Origin of the sequence: Thermostichus vulcanus str. 'Rupite' (assembly GCF_022848905.1) — a bacterium.
GTDB lineage: Bacteria > Cyanobacteriota > Cyanobacteriia > Thermostichales > Thermostichaceae > Thermostichus > Thermostichus vulcanus_A.
Genome location: NZ_JAFIRA010000018.1, coordinates 36,811 through 60,167, shown reverse-complemented (window position 1 = coordinate 60,167; position 23,357 = coordinate 36,811). Strand labels below are relative to the sequence as shown.

The window sequence follows — 23,357 nt, the reverse complement described above, 5'->3', positions numbered from 1 at the left end:
CAGGTAAAAACAGGGCATTCACCAGGGCCACTGCCGCTTCGTAGCCGGCCACATGAGTAAATTGAGGCCCCCCAATCACATCGCCACAGCCATAGATACGGGGGTTGCTGGTTTGCAGCTTGGCATTTACCTGGATCCCTTGGGGGCCGTACTGCACTCCGGCAGCCTCCAAACCCAGCCCTTCCAGGTTCGGGATCCGACCCGCGGCCACCAGAATCTCTTCCGCGCGGATGACTTCGTCGCCACTACCATTTCTTGCCCTGACGTAGAGAAGCTTTTCGCCATTCTCTTGGCTAACTTTTTGGGCGCGGGTCTGGGTCAGGATGCGGATCCCGTCTTGAGCCAACTGCTGCTGCACCACTTGGGCCGCCTCGGGATCCTCTTTGGGCAGGATCCGATCTCGGCTGGCAATCAAGGTGACTTCGGATCCCAGACGGGCTAGTGCTTGTCCCAATTCACAACCAATGGCTCCCGCCCCAATCACAGCCAGCGATTTGGGCAATCGCGTCAGGTCAAACACCGATTCATTGGTCAGACAGCCCACCTCCGCCAAGCCTGGTAGGGGAGGAACCAACGGACGGGATCCGGTAGCCACCACAAAAGCCCGTGCCTGAACCCGTCGCCCCCCTACTTCAAAGGTGCGTTCATCCACAAAGTGGCCCTTGGCAAAAACGATCTCCACCCCCAGTTTGCGGAAGCGATCCGGCGAGTCGGCATGGTTGGCGATGAATTCTTGAGCGGAACGGATATGTTGGTACACCTTAAGGTAATCTACTTGCAGATCATCGAGCCGGATCCCTGTGCCGCTGAGGGAAGCCACTAAGCCAGAAGCAGCAGCCCGGCGAATTTGGTGCACCGTATGGGCAACGTGGATTAAAGATTTGCTGGGTACACAGCCGTACCAAAGGCAATCTCCACCGATGCGTTCACTCCCTTCCACCAGCAGAACTTTCGCTTTCAGTTGTGAGGCCGCACTGGCCACCACAAGACCTGCTGAACCGGCACCAATTACAACGACATCATAGGGAACGGTCATGGCTCTTTCCCAGGTAAGGTAAGGGGGCAACCGCGAAAATCCCCGATTGGCAGGGGCACGACCATCCTACCTGCCCTATCCTGAAGGGGCTGTGGGTAGGATATGAGAAGTTCCTGAGAAGGGCTGAATCTAGAGATCCCTTTCTGAAGGAGAGAAGATCTTGCTAGAGTGAGACGGGCTGGCAACAGCTAACTTTTTTCGGGTTTTGGGGATCTATGACTATTCTGCTACCGAGTGAACCTGTTCTGGCCGTAGGGATTTTCGGCATGGGCCTGCCGGAACTGGCGGTGATTGGGGTGATTGCGGTGGTCGTCTTTGGCCCCAAGAAATTACCAGAATTGGGCAGCGCTGTGGGCAAAGCGCTGCGGGGCTTCAAACAGGAGATGAACAATCCCAGCAGCGATGAGGAGTCTAGTGATGGTGGCGAAGATGCTGAGAAAGTGGCAGAAAAGGACGCTGCCTAAAGGGTTTGATCTATAGTAAGGGGCATTTAAGGGGCATTAAGGTCTAAAGGATATCGGAGGGCAGTGCCAAATAGACTCTAGGGGTAGTGTATAGTCTGAAGGGATCCCTGCTTTTAACGCTATTGGTTAGGCTGCAGGTAACGCTGCCTAGACACAATGGAGCCCTATGGCGGAGCTGACCGACTCTGAGCTGATGCGCCAGATCCAATTGCGGGATCGACGCAGCCACTTTCTCCTCAAGGATCGCTATCAAAAGCGGCTGCTTGACATTGCTTTGGCCACCCTCAAACAACCCCACCAAGCGGAAGAAGTGGTGCGCCAAGTATTCGAGTTTTGCTGGAAGCAAGCTGATGTGTTCGATATCGAGCGGGATCGCTCGGTGGCCGTATGGCTGTACCAACTGACGGCCTTTCAAGCAAGAGAACGGTTGCGGCGCTGGGCCTGGTTGCCGGCTCCCACCTCAATTCAAACGACAGCTTCTGTCTGGCCTCGACGCATTCTGTGGGTCAGTCTGGGGGTTTTGGGACTCTATGCGGCGGCAATGACGGTGGAATACTGGCGCTTGCGCTGGCGCTGGGGATCCCTAATACCCACGGATCAGGTGGTGATTCAGCGGCTTTACCAAGAGTGGCAACAACAGCCGGATATTCAACGGGCTACCCTACGGGATCCCAGCTTTGGCAACCCGACGTTGGTGCAAGCGTTGTGGTCCCCCCGTGCCAAACAGGTGTTGCTGTTGGCATCGGAAATGGCTCCTGCCCCCCAAGGAAGCACCTATCAGTTGTGGTTGCAGTCGGATTTGGAGGGAGGTGCGCAAATGCTAGAAAATGCCGGCACCTTTACCGTTACGGGAGAGGGATCCCTGCAATGGCTCAGCCAGCCCACACGCTCCCAGCAACCAACCCGCCTGTTCATCACCCTCGAACCTGCCGGTGGGAGTGAGTCGCCGACCGGATCTCCCCTATTGCAAAGCAGTTTTTTGATTCCCGCTTCTCAGCCGTAAGGAGTCCATCGACTAGGAGGCTCGCACCCCACTCGAACGCCGTTTGCCCCGGCATCCCCGCAGACGTACCTTGAGGCGATAGCGCACGGTTTCGTGGACCACCTTATAGGAGGCATCCACCCCATGGGTTTCCCGCAGCCATTCGCGGATGTCGCTGTAGGTGCGAAAGCGACCGGGTTGGTGGAGCTCTTGCTTGAGGGTCTCCAAGATCGGGGTGGGGATCAGGGGTTTGCGTCCCTGATTGCGGGGTACCGTCAACATGCCTTCCAGCCCCGTGGTTTTGTAGCGTTGAAACCAACGAAAAATGGTTGAGATGTCGCGGCCCAAGATTTCAGCCAAACCCGTAATTGTCTTGACTTTCCCAATCTTGAGCAGGTAGAGGGCTTGAACTCGCTCCTTGCCTGTCGGGGTAGCTTGCTTACCCAGTAGTAATTTTAACTCCTCAGCTGATTCTTGAATGTCTAACTTAAGAACTCCAGCCATGGTGAGATACCGTGGGATCAACTTGTGAATGGGTAAACGGTAAACAAGCTAAAGACCCGCAGAGGGAACAAACTCAAGTACAGAGACTCATGGAGCAAGCAGAAGACTCCCCTCAAGGCAATGGATATCCCTGCCCTGGCGAGTCAAGAGAGACCCTGAGCTCGCGCAGAATGGAGTTAGAACTCATGCTTGAAAGTGAGTGTATCATGGGTGCTTTAGTTTCTGGAAGTTGCTTCTGAAGTTTTTGTGGGGATCCCTTGACGTTTGCCGAATGGTGATCTGAAAAACCTCTGAAAGAAGCTGTCTTTGTTTCATGTCCTAACCTTTCAGAAGTTCGTGATCTCGGAGTTGTGCTGCCCAAGGGATCTGGCCGGGTATTCCAGAGCGGGAGGATTAGGGCTGTAGGATTGAGAGGCAAGCTTGTGGATGCTGCGCTATGGTCAGTCAACCCAGGTCTTGGGAAGTGTTGCGTTGGTTCCGACTGGCTCTACAACTCAAAGGATCGGTGGTGCCGGCGGTGCTGCCCCGCACCCTCATTTGTGGGTTGTTTGGGGTGTTGATCTCAATCCTTCACGAGTTGGGGTTGCCGCTGGAGCTGCCGGCGGTGGTGGTGTTTGTGCCGAACGTCGTTTTGAGTTTGATGTTGGTGTTTCGTACCAACACCGCCTACGAACGGTTTTGGGAGGGTCGCAAAGCCTGGGGATCCCTGGTGAATAATGTGCGAAATTTAGCGCGGCTGATTTGGGTGGCAATTGAGGAACAGCAGCCCGGTGATCGAGAAGAGAAGATCAGAACCCTGTATCTATTGCCCGCCTTTGCCGTGGCCATGAAGCAGCACCTGCGCCAAGAATTCCTGCCAGAAGAAATTCAATCTTTGGTCAGCCCACAACAACTGCAGCGTCTCAAAGACCTAAATCATCCCCCTTTGCAGATCGCCTTCTGGATTGGGGATTATTTGCAACAACAGTATGAAACCCGGCGGGTCGAGGTGTATCAGCTAACGATCATGGTGGAACGGCTCAACAACATGGTAGATGCCTTGGGAGCTTGCGAACGGATTTTGATGACACCGATGCCATTGGCTTATGCACTCCATTTGAAGCAGTTGTTGTTGCTCTATTCCTTGTCCTTGCCGTTTCAGATGGTTCAGAATTTGGGCTGGATGACGGGACTGATTACAGGGTTGGTGAGTTTTATGCTCTTTGGCATCGAAGAGATTGGCATTGAAATCGAGAATCCCTTTGGCCGGGATCCCAATAATTTGCCACTGGATGCGATTTGCAGAAAAATGCAGCACAACATCGCAGATTTAATTCATTCGAACAGGTTAACGTAGTCAGAAGACCCTCCCTAGAAGTCAATGAGCAGTGTCTACCGGTAGGGGGAAAGAAACAAGCAAAGCCCTGGATTCGGGGACAGGATCCCTATATCTGGGTGGGCAGCGGGATCCCGTCTGCTAAACTGTGGGCAATTTGCTCAGGATCGGATGGGATTTGTTGTCATGGCCCGATCAACCTGCACCTTTCTGCATCTGGCTGATGTTCACCTGGGTTATGACCGTTATGATAGCCCGGAACGAAGTAAGGATTTCTTTTTGGCTTTTCGGGATGTGGTGCATCGCCATGCGATTCAGAATCCAGTCGATTTTGTGGTCATCGCCGGAGATCTGTTTGAGCATCGCCAAATTCAGCCAGGGGTACTTAATCAGGCTCAGATTGTACTAAGGGCCCTAAAACAGGCAGGGATCCCAGTGCTGGCCATCGAAGGCAACCATGACAATCGACCTTTTGGCGTGAAAACCAGCTGGCTGCGCTACTTAGCAGATCATGGGGAACTGATTTTGCTAGAGCCCAGTGAAGAGGAAGAGGGGATCCATTTGCAGCCTTGGTCAGAGCAAGCCCGTAGAGGATCTTATTTGGATTTGCCCTGTGGGGTGAGAGTGATTGGATCCCAGTGGTATGGGTCGGCAGCCCCCAAGTCAATCGAGCAGTTGGCAGCGGCGATTCGTCAGCTGCCCCCCGGCCCAGAACAGGTGATCCTCATGTTTCATCACGGCTTGGAAGGGCAAATCGCACGGTATCAGGGGGCTTTGCGCTATAAGGAGTTGTTGCCGCTGCGGGAAGCAGGGGTAGGGTACCTGGCTTTGGGGCACATTCACAAAAGCTACTCTGAGGGGGGCTGGGTGTTCAATCCGGGATCCCTAGAGGCCAACAGCACCGCCGAATGGGACTTTGAGCGGGGTGCCTACCGAGTCACATGGGGATCTGGAGAACCGCAAGCGGAATTGGTGCGGGACTACTATCAGCGGCCCTGTCAAAGGCTACGTCTGGAGGTGAAGGGGAAAGAAACCCCAGAACAGGTCACTGCTGCCCTACTGGCCTTGGCAGAAGGATCCCGTTTGCCCGCAGAGGAGCCTGAGCCAATTGTGGAAGTTCGCCTGGTGGGGCAGGTGGGCTTTACCCAACACGACCTGGATGTCCGTGCCCTGCAGAGACAACTGAAACAGGTAACTGGAGCCTTGATTTTATTGTTTCGCTTCGAGGCAACCCCTGTAGAACTGGGATCCGCCGCCATAACCTTGGAAGAAGAAGGTCAACGGCTTCAAATTGAGGAGAAGATCTATACCGATCTGCTGAGTGGCCATTCCCACTATCGTAAGCGCAGTGTTGAGCTGGCTCGCCTGTTGCTAGATCTCAAAGAAAAGGTGTTGGATGGTCAAGAGGAATCAGAGATTTACGCCTATTTGAGCAGTGCTTTTCTGGGGGAGGAAGACTAATATGCGCATCCTCTCTTTGGCATTGCAAAACTTTAAGTCTCATGTGGATACAGCCTTTGAATTTGAACCAGGCACCAATGCCATTTGTGGAGAAAATGGGGCCGGGAAAACCAGTATTCTAGAGGCAATTGCTTGGGCTTTATTTGATTATTCCCCCTACAGTCAAGAAGAAATGATTCGAGTTGGGGCTAGTGATGCGGTTGTAACGGTGCAGTTTGTCTCCCAAGCGGATCAGCGTACCTACATGGTTCGTCGCAGTGTCACTCAGGGATATCGGCTGTTTGACCCTCAACTGAACCAACGACTGGATTATGAGCGCAAGGTGGATGTATTGCCTTGGTTACGGCAGCACTTGGGAGTGCCCCCAGGCACTGATCTGGCTCGTTTGTTCGCAACTACGATTGGTGTACCACAAGGAACATTTACGGCAGATTTTCTGAAAACCGGTCGAGATCGAAAAGACGTATTCGACCGAATCTTGAAAGTCGAAGAGTATCAGACAGTGGCAAAAGACTTGCTTGCAGTGGAAAAACACAGTGAAGCGCAGATTCAAGACATTAAGCACCAAATAGAGCTGTTTAATCAGCAAATTCAGGATTGGGATCCCCTTCAAGAAGAACAGATAAAGTTAGCACGTGATTTGTCCTATTGGCAAGAAGAGCTTCAGCAGCAAACCCAGATTATTCAACAAGCCCAAGTCCAACTCGAAAGATTAGAGAGCCTACTCAGTCAAATTCAAATCATAGACCAACAACTGCGGGAAGGAGAACAGCAGGAAGCCTTACTAAAAGCGAGTCAGAAACAAGCTGAAACTCTCCTTCAAGAAGCCCGGAAAGCCCAGGCGCAACGGGATCAATGCCTTCAGGGATCCCAACTGTTTTTAGCAGCAGAAGCCCAATTGCGGGATTTGGAAAAGCAGCAACAGCAGCGGTTTGTTTGGCTCAAGCAGCGGGATCACTTACTCTCCCAGCAACAGGCCATCGATACAGAACTAGCCAGACTAGAAGAGAAACTCAGGCAGTTACAGGAATGGAGACAGGAACTCAAAGACCTAAGCCCCAAACTACAGACTCAACAGAATTTGGAGGCTGAGCAGGTTCGTTTAACCCAACACCTGAATAGGCTGTTGGAATGGCAAATGGAATTAGAACGACTGCGAGGAGAATGGGCAACTCAATCGGAGCGGTGCCAACTTCTTCAGAGGCGGTTAGAGGAGGCCGAAAAAGCATCAGCCATTTGTCATCAGCATCAACCTGCCTATACTCGGTACCAGGATCTGGAAATTCAGATTGCTCAGGCAGAAGTTGATCAGCAAACCCGGAATCGCTTGGGCAGCCAACGGGAGAAAAGACTTCAGGAACTACATCACTTGCAAATTCAGGAAGCTGAATATAAACAACAGCTGCTTGCCTTTCAACACATTGAGGAAGAAATTCACAGCCTAAACCCTCTTATAGAACAGCAAGAATCCCTGGAGAAACAATTGCTGGAAATCGAAAAGAAACTAACACCTTTCCAATCAATGCGTCTGGAGCTAAAGCAAAAGGAAACAGAGCAAGTGCATCTTCAGCAACAACTCCAACAGCTAGAGGATACACTTCGGCAAAGACGAGGTTATTTGCAGCAAGTTGCCAGGATCCCTGAATTGGAAGCTCAACAAGAACGCCTTCAAATCCAACTCAGTCGTATAGCAGCCGCTCAACAATTTCACCAAGAACTGCGGATCTTATTGGAGCAAGGAAAAAATCGTTTCCAACATCAGCAGCAAACCATTCAATCACTGCTTCAAGATCTGGAGTTACAGCGGAGACAAAACCCAGAATGGGAAGGACTTTGGAAACGGATCCCGGATATACTTAGCCAGTCTTCGGCCCTCAGTCAAGACCTCCTTCAATCCATCCAGCATATTTTGCAAGATCTCACCCCTCAGATAGCCGAAGCCCAACTGCATCAGCAATTTTTAGATTTACAGCAGGAACTAAAGACGATACAACCTCTGCTAGGTCTGACAAGGCAAATTCCTGAGTTGGAGTCCCACAGACAACAGCTCCTGCAAGCGCAGACAGAACTGCAAAGCCAAATCGAGGATATTCATTGGAGTCTTGAGGCGGAGCCTACCTTTATTCGTCAACAGCAGGAATTGGGCGAAAAGCTACAAAAACAAGGGGATCCTCGAGGACAACTCAAACGACTGAAAAAGGAACTCGAAAGGAAAGCCCCAATTGAACAAAGGTGGCAACAGATTACCAAACAGATGGAACCTATTCTTGCAGATATTCAAGACTTGGATCAACAACTGCAACTTCTAGAGGACATTGAAGAAAAAATCTTCTCTCTCAAAGAAGAGCAGAAAACCTGTCGCAGTGGTTATGAAAAGGTCATTACTTCGCTAGAGACAGCGAAAAGTTTGGCTCAGCGACAACAGGAGTTGCAGATAGCTCAAGTAGAATTAAACCAAATTCAGAGCCAAGGTCAACAAAAGCAAGCCCAGATCAATCAATGGGAACAGGAGTGGGGAACGGCAGAAGAAACCCGCACTCAATTGGAACAGCTTAGGGAATCCCTGAGAGCTTTAGGGGATCCCCGTGGGCAAGCAGAACGTTTACGGCTAGAACTTAAGGCCGAGGCTGACTATTTACGCAGCCAAGCCGATTATCTACAGCAACGGCAACAGATTCAGCTAGAACTCGAACAGCTGCAAAAATCTCTTTTGGCAAGTGAACATCTAGAGCAGGAGATTGGATCCCTGCAACAACAGCGGGATCACTATCGCTCCAGCCACGAAAGCTATCTTCAAGCTGAACCGATTGCTCGACTGCTGCCCGAGCGAGAAAAAGCGCTTGAGAATCTGAAAAGACAATGGCACACCCTCCAAACTCAAATGGCCCAGCTTCAGGCGCAACGGGATCCACTAATTTCCCAATTTCAACCAGAAGACTACGAAAGCCATAAAGCGCTACTACAAGCGGCAAGAGTAAAAGAAGCAGAAGCCAAAGCCCATCTGGAAAGTCTTACCTCTCAACTTAGCAAGATACAGGAAAAGATCCGACAGCTAGAGCAAGTGAGAGATAGTCTTAAGGAAGTAGACGCAGAACGGGCTGAAAAGGAGCGGCTACATCGGTTTATCAAATTTAGTCGAGAGGTTTATAAAAAAGCTGGCCCACAAATTACTCAACATTACTTACAACAAGTTAACCATACTGCCGATCAACTGTTTCGAGAAATTCTGAATCGTCCCAATGTCAGCCTAACTTGGGAACCAGACTACGAAATTCGAGTGCAAGAGGGCAGCAGCACCAAACGACGTTTTGCCAGCCTTTCTGGAGGAGAGCAAATGTGTGCAGCCTTGGCTGTACGACTGGCTTTATTAAAGGTCTTAGGACAACTGGATATTGCCTTCTTTGATGAGCCCACCACGAATATGGATGCACAGCGACGACAGCGACTGGCAGAGGCGATTACTAATTTGCGTTCCTTCCAACAATTATTTGTTATTAGCCATGACGATACTTTTGAACAGGTGACGGAGAATATCATCCGGGTAGAAAGAAACTTTGACCCGATTGCAAGAAGGAGGGATCCCTCCCATGGTGCTTAGAGCCGATCGGATCCTCGCCGTTCTGGATCAAAAGCGGGAAGCTTTTACCGCGTTTGATACTGGTCTGTCGGAACGACGAGAATTGTACAAGCAGGCCATGGAGCAATTGTGTAAATGGTCGGGATTAGAGATCGCAGAAAAGACAGCCACATGGGCATTCCCAGGGGCTCTACCTACGGCTGAATGGGATCTGTATCCAAGTTGGAAGGTGCCTTTTGCCCACGAGTGGGCCAACTACGAAGAAAGCTGTGAATGGGTTAAGTCGGTCATTCGAGATATTCCTACCTTTGCAGTAGATGGATCCCAGATCTACCCCAGTAAGGATCTTTCTATTCCCATTGCTTTGGTGCAGATTGGCTGGTACGAAAATTATCACTGCGCTGCAGGCAGTTATGAAAAAGATATTCAAGTGGATGTGCTGACTCCAACGGATTTGGGAGCAACCAGCAGCGGGGAGCCAAAAGAACGAGTTGTCAATCAACGTCGCTTTCAAATGGAAACCGAAAGGTTACATGAGTATATTCAGCAATCCAAGCAGGGATCCCGGAAAGTGGCCTTTTTGGATGGGGCCTTAGTAGCCACGTTTGCGGAAGTGTTTGAGCCGGAAACCCAAGACTTTTACGTGCAGTGCCTTTTACCGGTGCTGCGTGCCAGCCAACAAAACCGGATCCCTTTGGTGGGTTACATTGACACGACCTATACTTCAGATCTGGTTTCATTGCTGAAACACTGCTTTGATTTGCCCGAGGCCCCACAACTTCATGATGCTCAATTGCTTAGCCCCTGGCTGGATTGGGGGGATCGCACGCCCTTTTTTATCTGTGCCCGTGGGGGTAGCCTCAATCCGCAAGAGGGGATCCTCAATCGCTACCAAGAAATGCGAGAACAGATTGGGTTTGTTTACCTACGGACTAGCGATAACTTCCCGGCTCGCCTGGAGATTCCCGTTTGGGTTTATGAAGCGGGCTTGCTGGACTGGTTGGTGGATATTGTTCGCTGTGAAGTGGTGATTGGCCGAGGTTACCCTTATGTTATCGAAACCGCCGACCAAACAGCTCTGATTCGCAGTGAAGATCGCAACCTGTTTTTGCGTCTGATGCAAGATTGGGCAGCCCGTGAGAAACTCAACCTGAGGCTGTCTCGCAAAACTGTGAGTAAACTGCAACGGAGGCGAATCCGATGAGATTGGGCAAAGTGGTTCGCTCTAATAATCACTGCGACTATGTGGTACAGGTGGATGATGTTTTGGAAGTGAAAAATCCTCCAGCACCTGATGACTATGGCTTTGGGAGTTTTGTCAAGCTAGAAAGTGAGCAACGGCACTGGGCTGTAGGCTTGGTCTACAACACGCAGCTTGTAAACCCGATGTTCCTTAACTCAGGACCACGTTTATCCAGTGAGCCGAACCCCTATTTCTCCCCTGATTTGCAAAACGAGGTGCGCACCTTGCTTTCGGTGGTTTTAATCGGAGCATTGGATGGACAGCATGGCTATGGAAACCAAGGGATCCCGCGTGTGGTTGTGCCTGTCAATACACCTGTTTTTCGCATGAGCCAAGAGGAAGTCTTACGCTTTCATCAGGATCCGCAAGGACAAACTCAATTTTCCTATTACGGTTTGCTGTTAAGTAGTGGTGGCAACTTTGCCGATCATCTGATCTATCAAGTGTTGAATGATATTACCCCTATGTTTGGGGATCCCGCTCAACAACGGGCTCTACAGATCCTCAGCAAAGAACTGTCCTGGAAAATGACCATGGGAGCGATGCGCTAATGTCAAAAAAATCTACAGGGATCCCTGAACAGTCCAGCAATGGGCATTACCAAGAGACTGCCCTTTCTGTAGTCAATAACGCTCCAGAGGTGATTGGCACCGTTAAAGGACCAGGAGAAACTTCCAATCAATACGTCTTCATCACCTCCAATACCCAAGCGGTGAAGGTGGGTGAGTTTGTCTATTATGAAGTTCGGGATCCCCAATCGCGGTTGTTACAAATCCTGGGAAAAATTGGCCAAGTACAACTGTTGGATCATATTCCCGACCGCATTTTTGCCGATACCGAAATTGACCCAAGTGCGATTGTGGCCTTAGTGGGCTTTACCCACCCCAACCCAGAAATCTATGCCGTCACCGTTGAAGTGATCGGTTATTTCCATCGGGCCATGGGCTTTATCAATCCCCGTCGTGCCCCGGATCCGGGTGCCAAGGTTTTTCTAGCTCCTGATCAGCTCCTGAAATCGGTCTTGAACAAGCGGGATGAGATGGCGATTGGGGGGGCCCATTTGGGCAGTTTGCTGTTGCGGGATGAGGGAGCTGTGCCGGTAGTTCTGGACGTGAAGGAGATGGTCAGTACCCATCTGGCCATTTTGGCCGGGACGGGATCCGGCAAGTCCTACACGGCGGGGGTGTTGATCGAGGAATTGTTGTTACCTAAGAACCGGGCAGCCGTCTTGATTTTCGATCCTCACGGGGAATACAACACCCTGGCGGAGATGCAGTCTCATCCTCGCTTTTTGGGGGAAGACGGGTATCGGCCCAAAGTGAAAGTGCTTTCGCCACAAGAGATTAAAATTCGCATTTCCTCCCTCAATTTCTTCGATATTTTGACTTTATTGCCGGAAATGTCAGATCGTCAGAAATCGTTTTTGGAAAAAGCCTTTCGCAACACGACCCATTTCAATCCAGTGCGCTGGACAGTCCAGGATCTCATTGATGCCGTGAACGAAGCGGATTCCTCAGAAGATGGATCCCAGGGATCCTCAGCAGCAGCTTTGGAGTGGAAATTGGAGCAAATTGATCGCTCCCCTTATTTTAGTAATCTGGAGCATTTGGCTCCCAAGGACTTGTTTGAACCAGGGCAAGTCACCATTTTGCAAATGAACGAGATCAGCCAGGAAGAACAACAGGTGATCGCTGCCGCTATTTTGCGTCAAGCCAACCATGCCCGCATGAATACCCACAAAGGCAAGATCGACCCTGCTGATGAAAACTATTTACCCTATCCTGTCTTTATCTTGTTAGAAGAAGCCCATCGCTTTGCCCCTGCTCATGATCCCTCTCGATGTAAACAGGTGTTGCGGACGATCCTAAGCGAAGGACGCAAATTTGGTTTGGGGGTAGGGTTAATCACTCAGCGTCCTGGCAAACTCGATTCTGATATTCTGTCCCAGTGCATGAGCCAATTTTTGATGCGAATTGTCAACCCTGCCGACCAGGAAAATCTGCGCCACAGCGTCGAGGCTGCCGGGCGAGATTTAATGCAAGAATTACCGGCCTTGAGCAAAGGTCAGGTCATTGTCTCTGGTGTGTGTGTGAATACTCCTGTTTTGTGTAAAGTGCGGCAACGCTACACGCAGCATGGTGGGGAAACTTTGGATATTCTCGGCCTCTGGCAAAACCACTTTCAGGCCCACCGTGAACGGGAGCGGCTGGCTCAATCAGCCCCTTTGAAGCCGCGTGCTCAAGCTCAGAGGGTGGAAGGCTTGAGTATCGATTAGGGGGGGAAGGTAGGATCTTTAGAGATGATTCAGAGATCCTTCCGGATGAAACAAGTGAAACAGCGGCGACTTCCCTTTGCGAGCATCACCTTGGGGATCCTTCTTAGCTTGGCTTGGGGAGCTTGGCCGGTACAGGCCCAGTTGCGCTTGATCCCAGAGGCAGCTCGGCAGGTGTACAGCCTTTTGCCGGATTTTCCCCTGGAGAATACTTATACCCCAGCCTCTCCAGATGGCACGGGCCCTCCACCCGAAGAGGATACCTTGGTGCGGCGGATGATGGTGTATCACCTGCAGGTGGCGGGCCGTTCCCCTACGGATCGGTTCGATTGGCAGCTGACGATAGCCGATTACTTTGATGCCAACGAGCCGATCATTGCCCAGCGCTACCCTGGTGCTGACCGGCTGACCGTCAATCCCTATGCCCAAGATAAAGCGGTGGTGCAGTCTCTGACCCGGCAACAGCGGCAAGCCCTTTTGGAGGCCATTTTGCTGGCCTTTGGCGGGGATCCCAACCCGACCGCGTTGTATATTCCCAGCGATGTTGATCCGGCTCCCACCCGCCCTACTCCTGAACCGGTGGAGCGCTTACTGATTCCTGGCAGTGGAGCCGCCGATTTGCTCGGCCCCTAGCCGGTATTCAGGGCAATCACCTAATTCATCTCATTCAAGGTCTGTCCTGTGTAGTTCTCGATGCAGCGCAGGAACAGCTCTACTCCAATACCGAGGGCGGCTTCATCGAAGTCAAAGCGCGGATGATGATGGGGGTAGTCTAGGCCCTTCTCAGAATTGGCAGAGCCGACAAAAAAGTAGCAACCCGGCACCTCATTCATGAAGAAGGAGACATCCTCTCCCCCCATGGTCATTTCAGGGATGATCATGGCATCTGGCCCAAAGACCTGACGAGCTGATTTCTCCACCAATTCCGCCATAGCCGGGTCGTTGAGAACGGCAGGATAGCGGCGCTCAAACTGAAAGTCGTAGGTAGCCCCATAGGCTTTGCAGATACCGGCCACGATCTCTTCGATACGCCGGGGAATCAAATCCGCCACATCGGGGTGAAAGCTGCGCACCGTACCCCAGATTTCGGCACTAGGGGCAACGACATTAAAGGCATCTCCTGCCCGGAAACGGCCTACTGTCACCACCGCTGGCAACATCGGATCCACATTGCGAGAAACAATCGTCTGCAAAGCAGAAACAATCTGGGCTCCGACCACAATGGCATCCACCGTCTGATGGGGAAGGGCGGCATGTCCCCCCCGCCCAAGGATTTCTATTTGGAAGCGATCCGCAAAGGCCATTGAGGGGCCACTTTTCACGCCAATGCTGCCCAAAGGACGATTGTTCCACAGGTGTAGGCCGAGGATCCCTTCCACATCCGGGTTTTTCAATACCCCAGCTTCCAGCATCGGCTTAGCCCCGCCAGGGCCTTCTTCAGCGGGTTGAAAGATCACCTTGATCGTGCCCTTGAGGCGTTGACGGTTTTGTTGCAGCAGCTTGGCGGTGCCCATGGCAATGGCAGTGTGGCCGTCGTGTCCGCAGGCGTGCATGGTGTTGGGTAAACAGGAACGGTACTCCACTTCGTTAGCCTCTTGGATGGGGAGGGCATCCATATCCGCCCGTAGCGCCAGGGTTGGCCCCGGCTGTTCCCCTGTGATGGTGGCCAAAATACCGGTGTGGGCAATACCCGTTTGGTGAGGGATCCCCCAACTTTTCAGGCGCTGGCTAATATAGGCGGCAGTTTGCTCTTCCCGAAAGCCCAACTCCGGATACTTATGAATGTGGCGACGCCAAGTCACCAATTCCGGTTGCAGGGCCTGTACGGCAGGGCGAAGCGTAGGCAAAGCCATAGATGATCTAGACAAGGTTCGTAACTCTTTTTAATAAATGCTTCATGCAAGTTTTATCAGTATGGCAAAGGTTTGCTCAAGGCGGCTGAGCGATTGAACACATTCCGGGGGGCAAATTTTGCAAGTCTCTCTCGCTAGGCCCACTGGGATCCGTTTTCAGGGGGAATATCCTGCCAACGGCCTGGTCCCACAGCGCGCAGGGCTTCCTTGAGTTGAATGGCTCCTGAATAAAGGGCTTTACCCAGAATTGCCCCCGCCAAACCCGGTAAGCTGAGCAAAGCCAGCAAGTCCGTCAGGGAGCTGATCCCGCCGGAGGCAATCACCGGCAAAGCAGAGATAGAGAGAATGGCTCGCAACTGTTCCACATTGGGGCCAGCTAGGGTGCCGTCCCGATGAATATCGGTGTAGATAATGCCAGCGGCTCCCTGTTCGCCAACTTGCCGGACCAAATCGGTGGCCAACAAGGGGGTTGTCCTGACCCAGCCACGGGTTGCCACTTGGCCTTGGCGGGCATCAATCCCCACCCAAATGCGACCGGGCAGAGCCTTGGTCATGGCGGCCAAAAGGGTTGGTTCTTCTGCGGCCAAAGTGCCAACGATCACTCGATCCACCCCCAAATCGATGAGCTGCTGGGCTCGTTCGATCGAGCGGATCCCGCCTCCCACTTGGACTGGGATCGGGACTTGGTGAACAATGCGCTTGATGATGGACAGGTTGACGGGATCCCCACGTTTGGCGCCATCTAAGTCCACCACATGCAGACGGGTTGCCCCTTGTGCCGCCCAAGCTTTGGCTTGTTCCACCGGATCGGCAGCCACCTGCTCCGCTTGGGCATAGTCTCCCTGATAAAGCCGTACCGCTTGGCCTGCGAGCAAATCGATAGCCGGGATGACCTCCAGGAACACAGGTTTGGGTGCAGCCTCTGGCATAACAGGATCCCTCTAGGTTGGCTTTTCCAGTATCGCTTGAGGGATCCCTTTTCAAAGGGGGATAGAATATGGTCTTTCGGGCGACTAAGGATCCCCCTAGTTGCAAACCTCACTTGAAGGTGGAATATAGTCGGGAAAAGCTGTGTTGCCCATGAATGCCCGTCAGTTGGCCCTGCTGGCTTTGCAGAAGATTGAGCGGCAAAATGCCTATGCGGATCGGGTGCTGGGGCATCTGTTACAAGGTTCAGATCTCATCCCAGCGGAGCGACATCTGGCTACAGAACTGGTATACGGTATTACCCGTCGCCGCCGCACCTTGGATGCGTTGCTGGAGCGATTTTCCCAGCGTCCTGCCCACAAACAACCCCCTGATTTGCGGCTGATTGTGCACATCGGCCTGTACCAACTGGCTTTTTTGGATCAGATCCCCCCCAGTGCCGCTATTCACAGCAGTGTGGAATTGGCCCGCCAGATGGGACTGGGATCCCTGACGGGGGTGGTGAACGGCATTTTGCGAACCTATCAACGGCAGGTGCTTACAGGACCAGCAAAGGATCCCCTCCAGCCTTTACGAGATACCCAGCCCACAGACCCGATCCAGGCCCTGGGGATTTTGCACAGCTTTCCCGATTGGTTGGTGAGCCTGTGGTGGGAGCGTTTGGGACCGCTGGAAACGGAGCAATTGTGTGCATGGTTTAATCAACCGCCGCACCTGGACTTGCGGGTCAACCGTCTACGGGCGAATGTGAGTGAGGTTAGCAGGGCCTTGTCCGAGGCTGGGATCCCGAATCAGCCGCTCCCGGATTTACCGGAAGCTCTACGCCTGAGTGGACATGCGGGAGAACTCTCCAAGCTGCCGGGTTTTGCAGAAGGCTGGTGGACCGTGCAGGATGCCAGTGCCCAGCAGGTGGTGCATTGGTTGGATCCCCAGCCGGGAGAACGGGTGATCGATTGCTGTGCTGCTCCTGGCGGCAAAACCACGCATATTGCCGAGCGAATGCAGGATCAAGGGGAGGTTTGGGGCCTGGATCGCCATGTTCACCGCCTCCAGCGCCTTCAGGAAAATGTGGCTCGTTTGGGCCTGACCGCCATTCGCTCTCAGGTTATTGATGTGGTGGAGCTAGCCGCTGTTGCCCACCCACCTCCCCCCCTACCGGACTGGGAGAGCGCCGACCGCGTTTTGGTGGATGCCCCTTGCTCAGGATTGGGCACCCTACACCGACATGCGGATGCCCGCTGGCGACAAACTCCAGACGAAATCGAAACCCTGGCTCAGCTGCAAACGCAATTGTTGGCAGTGGCCGCTCGCTGGGTCAAACCGGGAGGACTGTTGCTCTACGCCACCTGTACACTCCACCCAGCCGAAAATGAGCGGGTGATCGAGACGTTTCTGCAAACCCAACCCAACTGGGCTGCAGAAGGGGATCCCGTACAGATTTGGCCCCATCGACAGGATCGGGATGGGTTCTTTTGCCAACGGCTACGCCGCCAGGATTAAAGCTTGAAAAAGGGTGCACAGGACAGAGACTCCGTCCCACTGACGCGAACGGCACCCCGGAAAACTATGAAATCAATAAATGGTTAATGCGACTGTATATAAACTGTATGCAACAAATGCAAAAAAGGACTCCGTCCCGCTGACGCGGTCGCAGAAGCGTTGCGGGGCAACAACAGAGTTGGGTAGCCAACGGGATCCCTCACTCCATATCCCGACGGTTGGGGTTACGAGCCGGATCGTTGCTCAAGAAACCGAACACAAAAAGCCCAACAAAAAAGATCACGACAGCGTAAACAGAGATTTTGAGTAACAGCATAGTCTCAGTAACCCGTTTCTGACTGAATGAATGAAGTGATAAAGCAATGGTAAAGCAGAGGCGGAACAGCACAGGAACGGGATCCCGTCAAACCTGAGGTTCCGCAAAACTTCTTCACAACATCATACCCCGCAGGGCCGCCGGATCCCCTAGTTCAGAACCCTTTACCCCACAGACTATCAGGGACAAAGCCCGCAAGCCCTGCGCAGCAAGCCCAAAGCGGAATCCCAGTCAAGAGAAGAAACCCTCGGGAAAGCTGTTAAGAAATGTTTAGTCTGGTAGAGGAAGATTACGTCACCTAAGCTGCGCCGTGGGAACGCATGTGTGAGCATGGGGAGCGTGGCGTTGTGCTGACGCCTTGTTGTCTTGATTGGTTGTCTTGATTTTTGTCTTGGATTTGATCATGCCTTTTGACGTGCCGGAAGTGAGCCGAGTGTTGCCCTTGGCGCCGACTCAAGATCCAACCCAAGCCTTTGCGAAAGTGACGGATCAACCGTGTCAGTTGCTTTTATCGGACGGGATCCCGGTTTTTCTGCACCACTGGCCTCAGCCAGCAGCCCGTGGGCGACTGTTGCTCCTGCACGGCAAAGGGGATCATGGGGGTGGATTTGTGGAATGGGCCACCGATTGGGCCGCTCAAGGGTGGGAGGTCTTGGCTCCCGATATGCGTGGGTTTGGTCGTTCCGGGGGGATCCGCTGTTGGATCGACCGCTTCAGCCAGTATCAGGCGGATTTGGAATGGATTTCCCGGCAGGTGTGGCCCCAAGATGGGATCCCGCAAATTTGGTGTGGCTACAGTTCCGGGGCCAATTGGGTAACCGAATATGCCCTTGCCCATCCCGAACAGGTGCAAGGATTGATACTTCTCTCTCCCGCCTTTCGCATCGACCATTACTTCACCCCCTTCACTCAGCACCTCTTGCAACTGCTGGATTGGATGGCTCCCCAACTGGCGCTGACAGGCCTCTACGAACCGGCGCGGGTGACCTCTCTGCCCGAACAACAGGCAGCCTTTGCAGCGGATCCCTATGTTTGTGGGGTAACGCGGGCCCGATTTACTGCTGAACTAATCCGCAGCGGGCAACGGTGTATTGCCCAAGCCCATCAACTGACAATGCCAATATTGCTGCTCTACACTTCCGGAGATAGTGTGGTGAACCCCGCCGGGGCCTTGGAGTTTGCTCACCATGTACCCCATGTGCAAGTGCAAAATTTTCCCAATTCCCGCCATGACCTTCTGCACGATTGCCAAGCAGAGGCAGTGAAGCAGACGCTGGGGCAGTGGCTAACTCAGCACTTTCTGGCTTAACCCGATGTTGCATCCTGTTGCGAGCTGGGGAAGAGACCGACAAACCCCATGGCAGAATAGAAACGCTCTTTCCAACCGCCTGCCCCCATGAGCCAAGACCTGATCTACCGTCCCCGTCGGCTGCGGCGTACCGAAGCCCTTCGCCAGTTGGTTCAGGAAACCCAGCTGCGGGTACAGGATTTGATTTACCCGTTGTTTGTTTTGGAAGGGGAGAACCAGCGGCAGGAAGTGGAGTCCATGCCCGGCTGCTATCGCTACAGCCTAGATTTACTGCTCAAAGAGGTGGAAGAGGCAGCCCAATTGGGGATCCCAGCGGTAGCCCTGTTCCCGGTGGTGCCGGAAGAGAAAAAAGATCCGACGGGGCGAGAATGTTTCAACCCCGAAGGCTTGATCCAGCGCTGTGTGCGGCGGATTAAGCAGGAGATCCCGGAGATCTTAGTCGTAACGGATGTGGCCTTGGATCCCTACAACAGCGATGGGCACGATGGCATTGTGCGGGATGGGGTGATCTTGAACGATGAGACGGTAGAAATCTTGGTCAAACAAGCTCTCTCGCAAGCGGAAGCCGGAACCGACATTGTGGCCCCTTCCGACATGATGGACGGTCGCATCGGCGCCATCCGCCAAGCCTTGGATGACCAGGGGTATACGGACGTCGCGATCCTGGCCTACTCCGCCAAGTATGCCTCTGCCTTTTATGGCCCTTTCCGGGACGCCCTTGGCTCCGCCCCCAAATCGGGCGATAAGAAAACCTACCAGATGGATCCCGCTAATGCCCGAGAAGCAATCAAAGAAGCCGAACTCGACGAAGCAGAAGGAGCAGATATGCTGATGGTCAAACCGGCCCTAGCCTATCTAGACATCATTTACCGGATTAAGGAATCGACCGATCTTCCGGTAGCTGCCTACAACGTCAGTGGTGAGTACGCCATGATCAAAGCTGCTGAGCAAAAGGGCTGGATCGACGGCAAGAAAGTGATGTTGGAATCGCTGCTGGCCATGAAACGGGCTGGGGCAGACATCATCCTCACCTACTTTGCCAAAGAGGTGGCTCTGATCCTGAAGGCTTGAACTGCGGAGAAATTCCTAAGGGTTAGACAAGGGTTCTGTGGATTGGCCAATCCAGGTTTGGCTGGCTTCTTCATCCTCACTAGCCACTAAGGAGTTGGGATCCACTAGGCGCACCTGAATCTGGTTGGCGGGCACTTTATTAAGGCGTTCCTTGATCAAAGCCTCCTGCTGCAAGGGATCCATCCCCCGATCCACACCATCCTGCAGCCGAGAAACCCGCGTTCCCAAGACTTCAATTTGCTGCTCTAGAACCTGGAGACGATGGTATTGAGCCAGCTGCACAGGTAAGAGTCGATACAAGCCACTGATGGCCGCAGTAGCGAAGAGTACATTTACCCCAATCCGGCAAGCGACTTCCCATGCCTGCGGTTCCTGGGGGGATTGAGAAGAACGAGAGCGCCGGGTGCGAACAGGAACCGCCCGAACCGTGGAAGCCTGATAGGAGGCAGGGGATCCCGCTGGTCGCAGATGTTCCCTTCTTCGGGCATGGACAAGAGCCTCTCGACCCTGAGAGGAAGATCTAACGGGCACAGAAGCAACATTCAGACCCAGGTGAGGCCCGACAACCGAGTCTACACGTACAGGTACGCGACGAGCAGGAGTCCGGGAAGAAGACTTGGGTGTCACAGGTGAAGGGAAGGAGGTAAGGGGATGAGAAGTCACCTCTGCTGCCAGAAAGCGCAGCTAGGGCCTATTGAAGCCGATTTTTCCAAAAGTGTCAGGCTCTGACACAAAACAATTTTGGGGAACCCTTCTTTCCTCCAACAAAAAAGCCCACATCGGGGTGGGCCAGAGGAACTTGGAATAATCCCGAGACGAAATCCGCCTTGGAGGGCGATGGGGACAAGAATCTTGAGGCATCGAAAGAGGACATCGAAGCCGCTTCACTCAACCCATCAATCCCGAGGACCTGCTTAACTGCGGGCCAAACCGGCTCCCAAAAGCAGGGCCATCACTGCAGGAACCAAAGCAACAGCCAGAATGGTGAAGACTTGTGAGTCCGTCATAGCCAACTCCCTAACGATGGAATTCCGTTCCGCAAAGGCGAACCCCCTCACTTTACCCTGGCCTCAGGAGATGCTTTCGAATCGAAAGGAAAAGCTCAAAATTCTTTACAGTGAGCCTGTTTCACCCTCACCCTTGCCTGGATCCCGTTTAGAGGGAGCAGATGGCTCAGGCGTCCATCTGAGCAAATCCAGGCGGAGAGGCTGATGGAGAGCGATTTTCAGGATGGGGCGTACAGGGATCGAACCTGTGTAAGGCAAATTATGAGTTTGCTGCCTAAACCGCTCGGCCAACGCCCCTAAGCATCTCTACTTTAGCGCCCTCCTCGTGGCTTGGAGGATATGAAGGGGGAGCAACAGACAGGCTAAGCTGCATGTCAGTGGTTACAAACGGCAAACAACATGACGTCGCCGCGTTCTTGGGAAGGTCAGCTGGTTTTGGGACTGGGACTAACTTTGGTCTCTTTGGTCATTTGCCTAGGTTTTTTGGCCTTTGGGCAGCAGTATCTGGAATGGGATTGGCATCCGGGATCCGCATCTGCGCTAGCGGCAGTAGGTTTGGGTACAGTGCCTTCCCCTGAGATTGCTTTTGAGAGCGCATCCATACCGACTGAGGTTGCAGCTGCCGATAGCTCTGTAGAGGGAGCCAGACCGCAACTTTGGTTCATGACCTTTTTGACGGTGTTCGTGGCAGAAATGGGGGATAAGACCCAACTGGCAACGTTGTTGATGAGTGCGCAATCCAGATCCCCCTGGGCAATCTTTTTCGGCTCCGCCAGTGCTTTGGTGACGGCCAGTTTGCTCAGTGTTCTGTTGGGGGGTGGTTTGGGGCAGGTCATTCCATCAGACTGGCTACAATGGTTAGCCGGTGCAGGCTTCCTGGTGATTGGGAGTTATGTGCTCTGGCAGGAGTGGCAGGGAGATACCCTCCCCGAGAGCTAGTGGTTTTGGGGAACCCACGTAAACGAACCAGACAAAGCGGGGGAAGATAAAGAAGGTGTTGAGCGATAAGGACGATCGCCAGATTTCATCTTTCTTCAGCCAAACAGCCTGGCGGGTTGCTCTGGTGAGTTTTGGCTCGATTCTATTGGCAGAAATGGGGGATAAGACCCAACTGGCCACCCTTTTACTCAGTGCGCGCACTCAAAACCCTGGGGTGATCTTTTGCGGAGCTGCCGCCGCCTTGATCAGCACCAGCCTGATCGGGGTATGGGCCGGGGCTTGGGTTGCACGGTTGTTCCCGCCTCGCTGGATTAAAACGATGGCTGGCCTGGGTTTTGTGCTGATTGGGCTAACGCTGCTGTGGGGATCCCTGCCGATAGCTGGTTGAGTGCAGGGATTCAGAACTGGGCAGCCAAAGCGTGCTAGGATTGGAAACGCTTGATTTTCGTACCTAGCGCCCCACACCTTTACCTTCATACCGGATAGCCGGTCAGGAAAACCAGCATGGCCAAAAAACGCAACCTGAAGCGAGAAAAAGCCGAGCGGAACCGCGAATATGCTAGACAATTTCAAAAGAGTCGCGCTCGCAATGGCCGCCGCTTCCGTTCTGCCCCCCGAGACAATGATGCCAGCGCCACCGAAGAACCTTAGTCTGCTGGGATTCTTGGGTCAGACCCTACTCTGAACAGGGCTAGCTCAACAAACCTGCTATTGTATGCAGGGGTTGGCTGGAGCGGGTGAACATGAAATATCGACGGATTTTACTGAAGCTGAGCGGTGAAGCCCTGATGGGGGAACGTTCCTATGGAATTGACCCCGAGATTTTGCAATCGATTGCCAGTGAAGTGGCCTCAGTGGTGCGAGCCAGTGTACAGGTGGCGATCGTCGTGGGGGGCGGTAACATCTGGCGGGGACGTAAAGAGGCTGCTGCGCAAGGTATGGATCAGGCTTCTGCCGACTATGTAGGCATGTTGGCCACGGTGATCAATGCCCTCACCTTACAGGATGCCATCGAGCGAGCCGGGATCCCCACCCGCGTTCAGACCGCTATTGCCATGCAGGAGGTGGCAGAACCTTATATTCGTCGTCGCGCCATCCGTCATTTGGAAAAGGGGCGGGTGGTGATTTTTGGGGCAGGTTCTGGCAATCCCTTTTTCACCACCGATACCACTGCGGCTTTGCGGGCGGCTGAAATTGATGCAGAGGTGATCTTTAAGGCTACGAAGGTGGATGGGGTTTACGATGCCGATCCCAAAACCCATCCGCAGGCTCGTCGCTACGAGACTCTTAGTTATCAGGATGTGCTGACCCATGATCTGCGGGTGATGGACAGTACTGCCATTGCCCTGTGCAAAGAGAATCAACTGCCTATTGTTGTCTTTGACCTAACCACTCCTGGCAATATCTATCGCGTGGTAAAGGGAGAACCGATCGGGACAGTGATCGGGCAGCCTTCTGGAGAGAACAAGGGGATCCCCGTCACGGTGGCTCAGGAGAGCTGATCCCAAATCGGACTGAGGCTGAGGCTAAAATTGGGCCGGGTTCGCCGTACTCCGACGAGCATTCTGCTGGATTGCAGAG

General features: G+C 53.1%; 23 protein-coding genes and 1 tRNA gene. 16 read left to right on the top strand and 8 right to left on the bottom strand.

What is annotated here, in order from left to right; translation table 11 throughout:
* The coding region (locus tag JX360_RS08695) for a dihydrolipoyl dehydrogenase family protein (RefSeq protein WP_244350258.1) at positions 1–1,036 on the bottom strand (1,036 nt) is incomplete at its 3' end.
* Between the two features lie 215 nt (positions 1,037–1,251).
* Between JX360_RS08695 and tatA the strand changes: the two genes are divergently transcribed.
* Both tatA and JX360_RS08685 read left to right on the top strand, forming a co-directional pair.
* The gene (gene tatA, locus JX360_RS08690) at positions 1,252–1,500 is read left to right on the top strand and encodes a twin-arginine translocase TatA/TatE family subunit (protein ID WP_279611363.1); all 249 of its coding nucleotides are present in this window, start codon (positions 1,252–1,254) and stop codon (positions 1,498–1,500) included.
* Positions 1,501–1,666: 166 nt separating this feature from the next.
* Positions 1,667–2,503, top strand: a complete 837-nt coding sequence (locus JX360_RS08685; RefSeq protein ID WP_244350257.1) for an anti-sigma factor domain-containing protein — start codon at positions 1,667–1,669, stop codon at positions 2,501–2,503.
* 12 nt (positions 2,504–2,515) lie between these two features.
* Here the strand turns inward: JX360_RS08685 and JX360_RS08680 are convergent, their stop codons facing one another.
* Positions 2,516–2,986, bottom strand: coding sequence for a helix-turn-helix domain-containing protein (locus JX360_RS08680; protein ID WP_244350256.1), 471 nt, complete (start codon positions 2,984–2,986; stop codon positions 2,516–2,518).
* 436 nt (positions 2,987–3,422) lie between these two features.
* On the opposite strand from JX360_RS08680, the gene JX360_RS08675 reads away from it, so the two are divergent.
* From JX360_RS08675 to JX360_RS08645, 7 genes are all read left to right on the top strand, one after another.
* Positions 3,423–4,322, top strand: a complete 900-nt coding sequence (locus tag JX360_RS08675; protein WP_244350255.1) for a bestrophin family protein — start codon at positions 3,423–3,425, stop codon at positions 4,320–4,322.
* A 165-nt stretch (positions 4,323–4,487) separates the two neighbouring features.
* Complete coding sequence (locus tag JX360_RS08670) at positions 4,488–5,762, top strand: metallophosphoesterase family protein (protein WP_244350254.1); 1,275 nt, start codon at positions 4,488–4,490, stop codon at positions 5,760–5,762.
* 1 nt (position 5,763) lies between these two features.
* Positions 5,764–9,360, top strand: a complete 3,597-nt coding sequence (locus tag JX360_RS08665) for an AAA family ATPase (RefSeq protein WP_244350253.1) — start codon at positions 5,764–5,766, stop codon at positions 9,358–9,360.
* Positions 9,350–10,543 (top strand): DNA double-strand break repair nuclease NurA, encoded by a 1,194-nt coding sequence (locus JX360_RS08660; RefSeq protein ID WP_244350252.1) that lies wholly within the window; start codon positions 9,350–9,352, stop codon positions 10,541–10,543. The genes JX360_RS08665 and JX360_RS08660 overlap by 11 nt, the downstream gene beginning before the upstream one ends.
* Complete coding sequence (locus JX360_RS08655) at positions 10,540–11,133, top strand: DUF8166 family protein (protein ID WP_244350251.1); 594 nt, start codon at positions 10,540–10,542, stop codon at positions 11,131–11,133. Before JX360_RS08660 ends, JX360_RS08655 begins: the two co-directional genes overlap by 4 nt.
* Positions 11,133–12,857, top strand: coding sequence for an ATP-binding protein (locus JX360_RS08650; RefSeq protein ID WP_244350250.1), 1,725 nt, complete (start codon positions 11,133–11,135; stop codon positions 12,855–12,857). Before JX360_RS08655 ends, JX360_RS08650 begins: the two co-directional genes overlap by 1 nt.
* Positions 12,858–12,902: 45 nt before the next feature.
* A complete protein-coding gene (locus JX360_RS08645) occupies positions 12,903–13,487 on the top strand; it encodes a hypothetical protein (protein ID WP_244350249.1) in 585 nt (194 codons plus the stop codon).
* Positions 13,488–13,507: 20 nt separating this feature from the next.
* Here the strand turns inward: JX360_RS08645 and JX360_RS08640 are convergent, their stop codons facing one another.
* Both JX360_RS08640 and hisA read right to left on the bottom strand, forming a co-directional pair.
* Positions 13,508–14,707, bottom strand: a complete 1,200-nt coding sequence (locus tag JX360_RS08640; RefSeq protein ID WP_244350248.1) for a M20 metallopeptidase family protein — start codon at positions 14,705–14,707, stop codon at positions 13,508–13,510.
* A gap of 134 nt (positions 14,708–14,841) precedes the next feature.
* On the bottom strand, positions 14,842–15,606 hold the full coding sequence (gene hisA, locus JX360_RS08635; protein ID WP_244350262.1) for a 1-(5-phosphoribosyl)-5-[(5-phosphoribosylamino)methylideneamino]imidazole-4-carboxamide isomerase: 765 nt from the start codon (positions 15,604–15,606) through the stop codon (positions 14,842–14,844).
* Positions 15,607–15,787: 181 nt separating this feature from the next.
* Here hisA and JX360_RS08630 point away from each other — a divergent pair, with 181 nt between their 5' ends.
* Positions 15,788–17,134: a 16S rRNA (cytosine(967)-C(5))-methyltransferase gene (locus JX360_RS08630; RefSeq protein ID WP_244350261.1), complete on the top strand. Its 1,347-nt coding sequence runs from the start codon at positions 15,788–15,790 to the stop codon at positions 17,132–17,134.
* A gap of 199 nt (positions 17,135–17,333) precedes the next feature.
* On the opposite strand, the gene JX360_RS08625 is transcribed toward JX360_RS08630, so the two are convergent.
* Positions 17,334–17,450: a photosystem II reaction center protein I gene (locus tag JX360_RS08625; protein WP_011431538.1), complete on the bottom strand. Its 117-nt coding sequence runs from the start codon at positions 17,448–17,450 to the stop codon at positions 17,334–17,336.
* 403 nt (positions 17,451–17,853) lie between these two features.
* On the opposite strand from JX360_RS08625, the gene JX360_RS08620 reads away from it, so the two are divergent.
* Both JX360_RS08620 and hemB read left to right on the top strand, forming a co-directional pair.
* Positions 17,854–18,759 (top strand): alpha/beta hydrolase, encoded by a 906-nt coding sequence (locus JX360_RS08620; RefSeq protein ID WP_244350247.1) that lies wholly within the window; start codon positions 17,854–17,856, stop codon positions 18,757–18,759.
* Positions 18,760–18,846: 87 nt separating this feature from the next.
* Complete coding sequence (gene hemB, locus JX360_RS08615; protein WP_244350246.1) at positions 18,847–19,830, top strand: porphobilinogen synthase; 984 nt, start codon at positions 18,847–18,849, stop codon at positions 19,828–19,830.
* A gap of 15 nt (positions 19,831–19,845) precedes the next feature.
* On the opposite strand, the gene JX360_RS08610 is transcribed toward hemB, so the two are convergent.
* The 3 genes from JX360_RS08610 to JX360_RS08600 form a co-directional block, all read right to left on the bottom strand.
* The gene (locus tag JX360_RS08610) at positions 19,846–20,361 is read right to left on the bottom strand and encodes a slr1601 family putative cell division protein (RefSeq protein WP_244350245.1); all 516 of its coding nucleotides are present in this window, start codon (positions 20,359–20,361) and stop codon (positions 19,846–19,848) included.
* A gap of 383 nt (positions 20,362–20,744) precedes the next feature.
* Positions 20,745–20,837: a photosystem I reaction center subunit XII gene (gene psaM, locus JX360_RS08605; RefSeq protein WP_244350244.1), complete on the bottom strand. Its 93-nt coding sequence runs from the start codon at positions 20,835–20,837 to the stop codon at positions 20,745–20,747.
* A 224-nt stretch (positions 20,838–21,061) separates the two neighbouring features.
* Positions 21,062–21,134, bottom strand: a tRNA-Ile gene (locus JX360_RS08600).
* A 102-nt stretch (positions 21,135–21,236) separates the two neighbouring features.
* Between JX360_RS08600 and JX360_RS17565 the strand changes: the two genes are divergently transcribed.
* From JX360_RS17565 to pyrH, 4 genes are all read left to right on the top strand, one after another.
* Positions 21,237–21,776, top strand: a complete 540-nt coding sequence (locus tag JX360_RS17565; protein ID WP_279611360.1) for a TMEM165/GDT1 family protein — start codon at positions 21,237–21,239, stop codon at positions 21,774–21,776.
* 58 nt (positions 21,777–21,834) lie between these two features.
* Positions 21,835–22,164: a TMEM165/GDT1 family protein gene (locus tag JX360_RS08590; RefSeq protein ID WP_244350243.1), complete on the top strand. Its 330-nt coding sequence runs from the start codon at positions 21,835–21,837 to the stop codon at positions 22,162–22,164.
* A gap of 116 nt (positions 22,165–22,280) precedes the next feature.
* The gene (locus JX360_RS08585) at positions 22,281–22,427 is read left to right on the top strand and encodes a hypothetical protein (protein WP_235276684.1); all 147 of its coding nucleotides are present in this window, start codon (positions 22,281–22,283) and stop codon (positions 22,425–22,427) included.
* Positions 22,428–22,519: 92 nt separating this feature from the next.
* Positions 22,520–23,278 (top strand): UMP kinase, encoded by a 759-nt coding sequence (pyrH, locus tag JX360_RS08580; protein WP_244350242.1) that lies wholly within the window; start codon positions 22,520–22,522, stop codon positions 23,276–23,278.
* The last annotated feature ends 79 nt before the right edge of the window (positions 23,279–23,357 follow it).

Coding starts and splice junctions, on each gene's coding strand:
- tatA (WP_279611363.1), top strand. CDS start 1,252: ATGACTATTCTGCTACCGAGTGAACCTGTTCTGGCCGTAGGGATTTTC.
- JX360_RS08685 (WP_244350257.1), top strand. CDS start 1,667: ATGGCGGAGCTGACCGACTCTGAGCTGATGCGCCAGATCCAATTGCGG.
- JX360_RS08680 (WP_244350256.1), bottom strand. CDS start 2,986: ATGGCTGGAGTTCTTAAGTTAGACATTCAAGAATCAGCTGAGGAGTTA.
- JX360_RS08675 (WP_244350255.1), top strand. CDS start 3,423: ATGGTCAGTCAACCCAGGTCTTGGGAAGTGTTGCGTTGGTTCCGACTG.
- JX360_RS08670 (WP_244350254.1), top strand. CDS start 4,488: ATGGCCCGATCAACCTGCACCTTTCTGCATCTGGCTGATGTTCACCTG.
- JX360_RS08665 (WP_244350253.1), top strand. CDS start 5,764: ATGCGCATCCTCTCTTTGGCATTGCAAAACTTTAAGTCTCATGTGGAT.
- JX360_RS08660 (WP_244350252.1), top strand. CDS start 9,350: ATGGTGCTTAGAGCCGATCGGATCCTCGCCGTTCTGGATCAAAAGCGG.
- JX360_RS08655 (WP_244350251.1), top strand. CDS start 10,540: ATGAGATTGGGCAAAGTGGTTCGCTCTAATAATCACTGCGACTATGTG.
- JX360_RS08650 (WP_244350250.1), top strand. CDS start 11,133: ATGTCAAAAAAATCTACAGGGATCCCTGAACAGTCCAGCAATGGGCAT.
- JX360_RS08645 (WP_244350249.1), top strand. CDS start 12,903: ATGAAACAAGTGAAACAGCGGCGACTTCCCTTTGCGAGCATCACCTTG.
- JX360_RS08640 (WP_244350248.1), bottom strand. CDS start 14,707: ATGGCTTTGCCTACGCTTCGCCCTGCCGTACAGGCCCTGCAACCGGAA.
- JX360_RS08630 (WP_244350261.1), top strand. CDS start 15,788: ATGAATGCCCGTCAGTTGGCCCTGCTGGCTTTGCAGAAGATTGAGCGG.
- JX360_RS08625 (WP_011431538.1), bottom strand. CDS start 17,450: ATGCTGTTACTCAAAATCTCTGTTTACGCTGTCGTGATCTTTTTTGTT.
- JX360_RS08620 (WP_244350247.1), top strand. CDS start 17,854: ATGCCTTTTGACGTGCCGGAAGTGAGCCGAGTGTTGCCCTTGGCGCCG.
- hemB (WP_244350246.1), top strand. CDS start 18,847: ATGAGCCAAGACCTGATCTACCGTCCCCGTCGGCTGCGGCGTACCGAA.
- psaM (WP_244350244.1), bottom strand. CDS start 20,837: ATGACGGACTCACAAGTCTTCACCATTCTGGCTGTTGCTTTGGTTCCT.
- JX360_RS17565 (WP_279611360.1), top strand. CDS start 21,237: ATGACGTCGCCGCGTTCTTGGGAAGGTCAGCTGGTTTTGGGACTGGGA.
- JX360_RS08585 (WP_235276684.1), top strand. CDS start 22,281: ATGGCCAAAAAACGCAACCTGAAGCGAGAAAAAGCCGAGCGGAACCGC.
- pyrH (WP_244350242.1), top strand. CDS start 22,520: ATGAAATATCGACGGATTTTACTGAAGCTGAGCGGTGAAGCCCTGATG.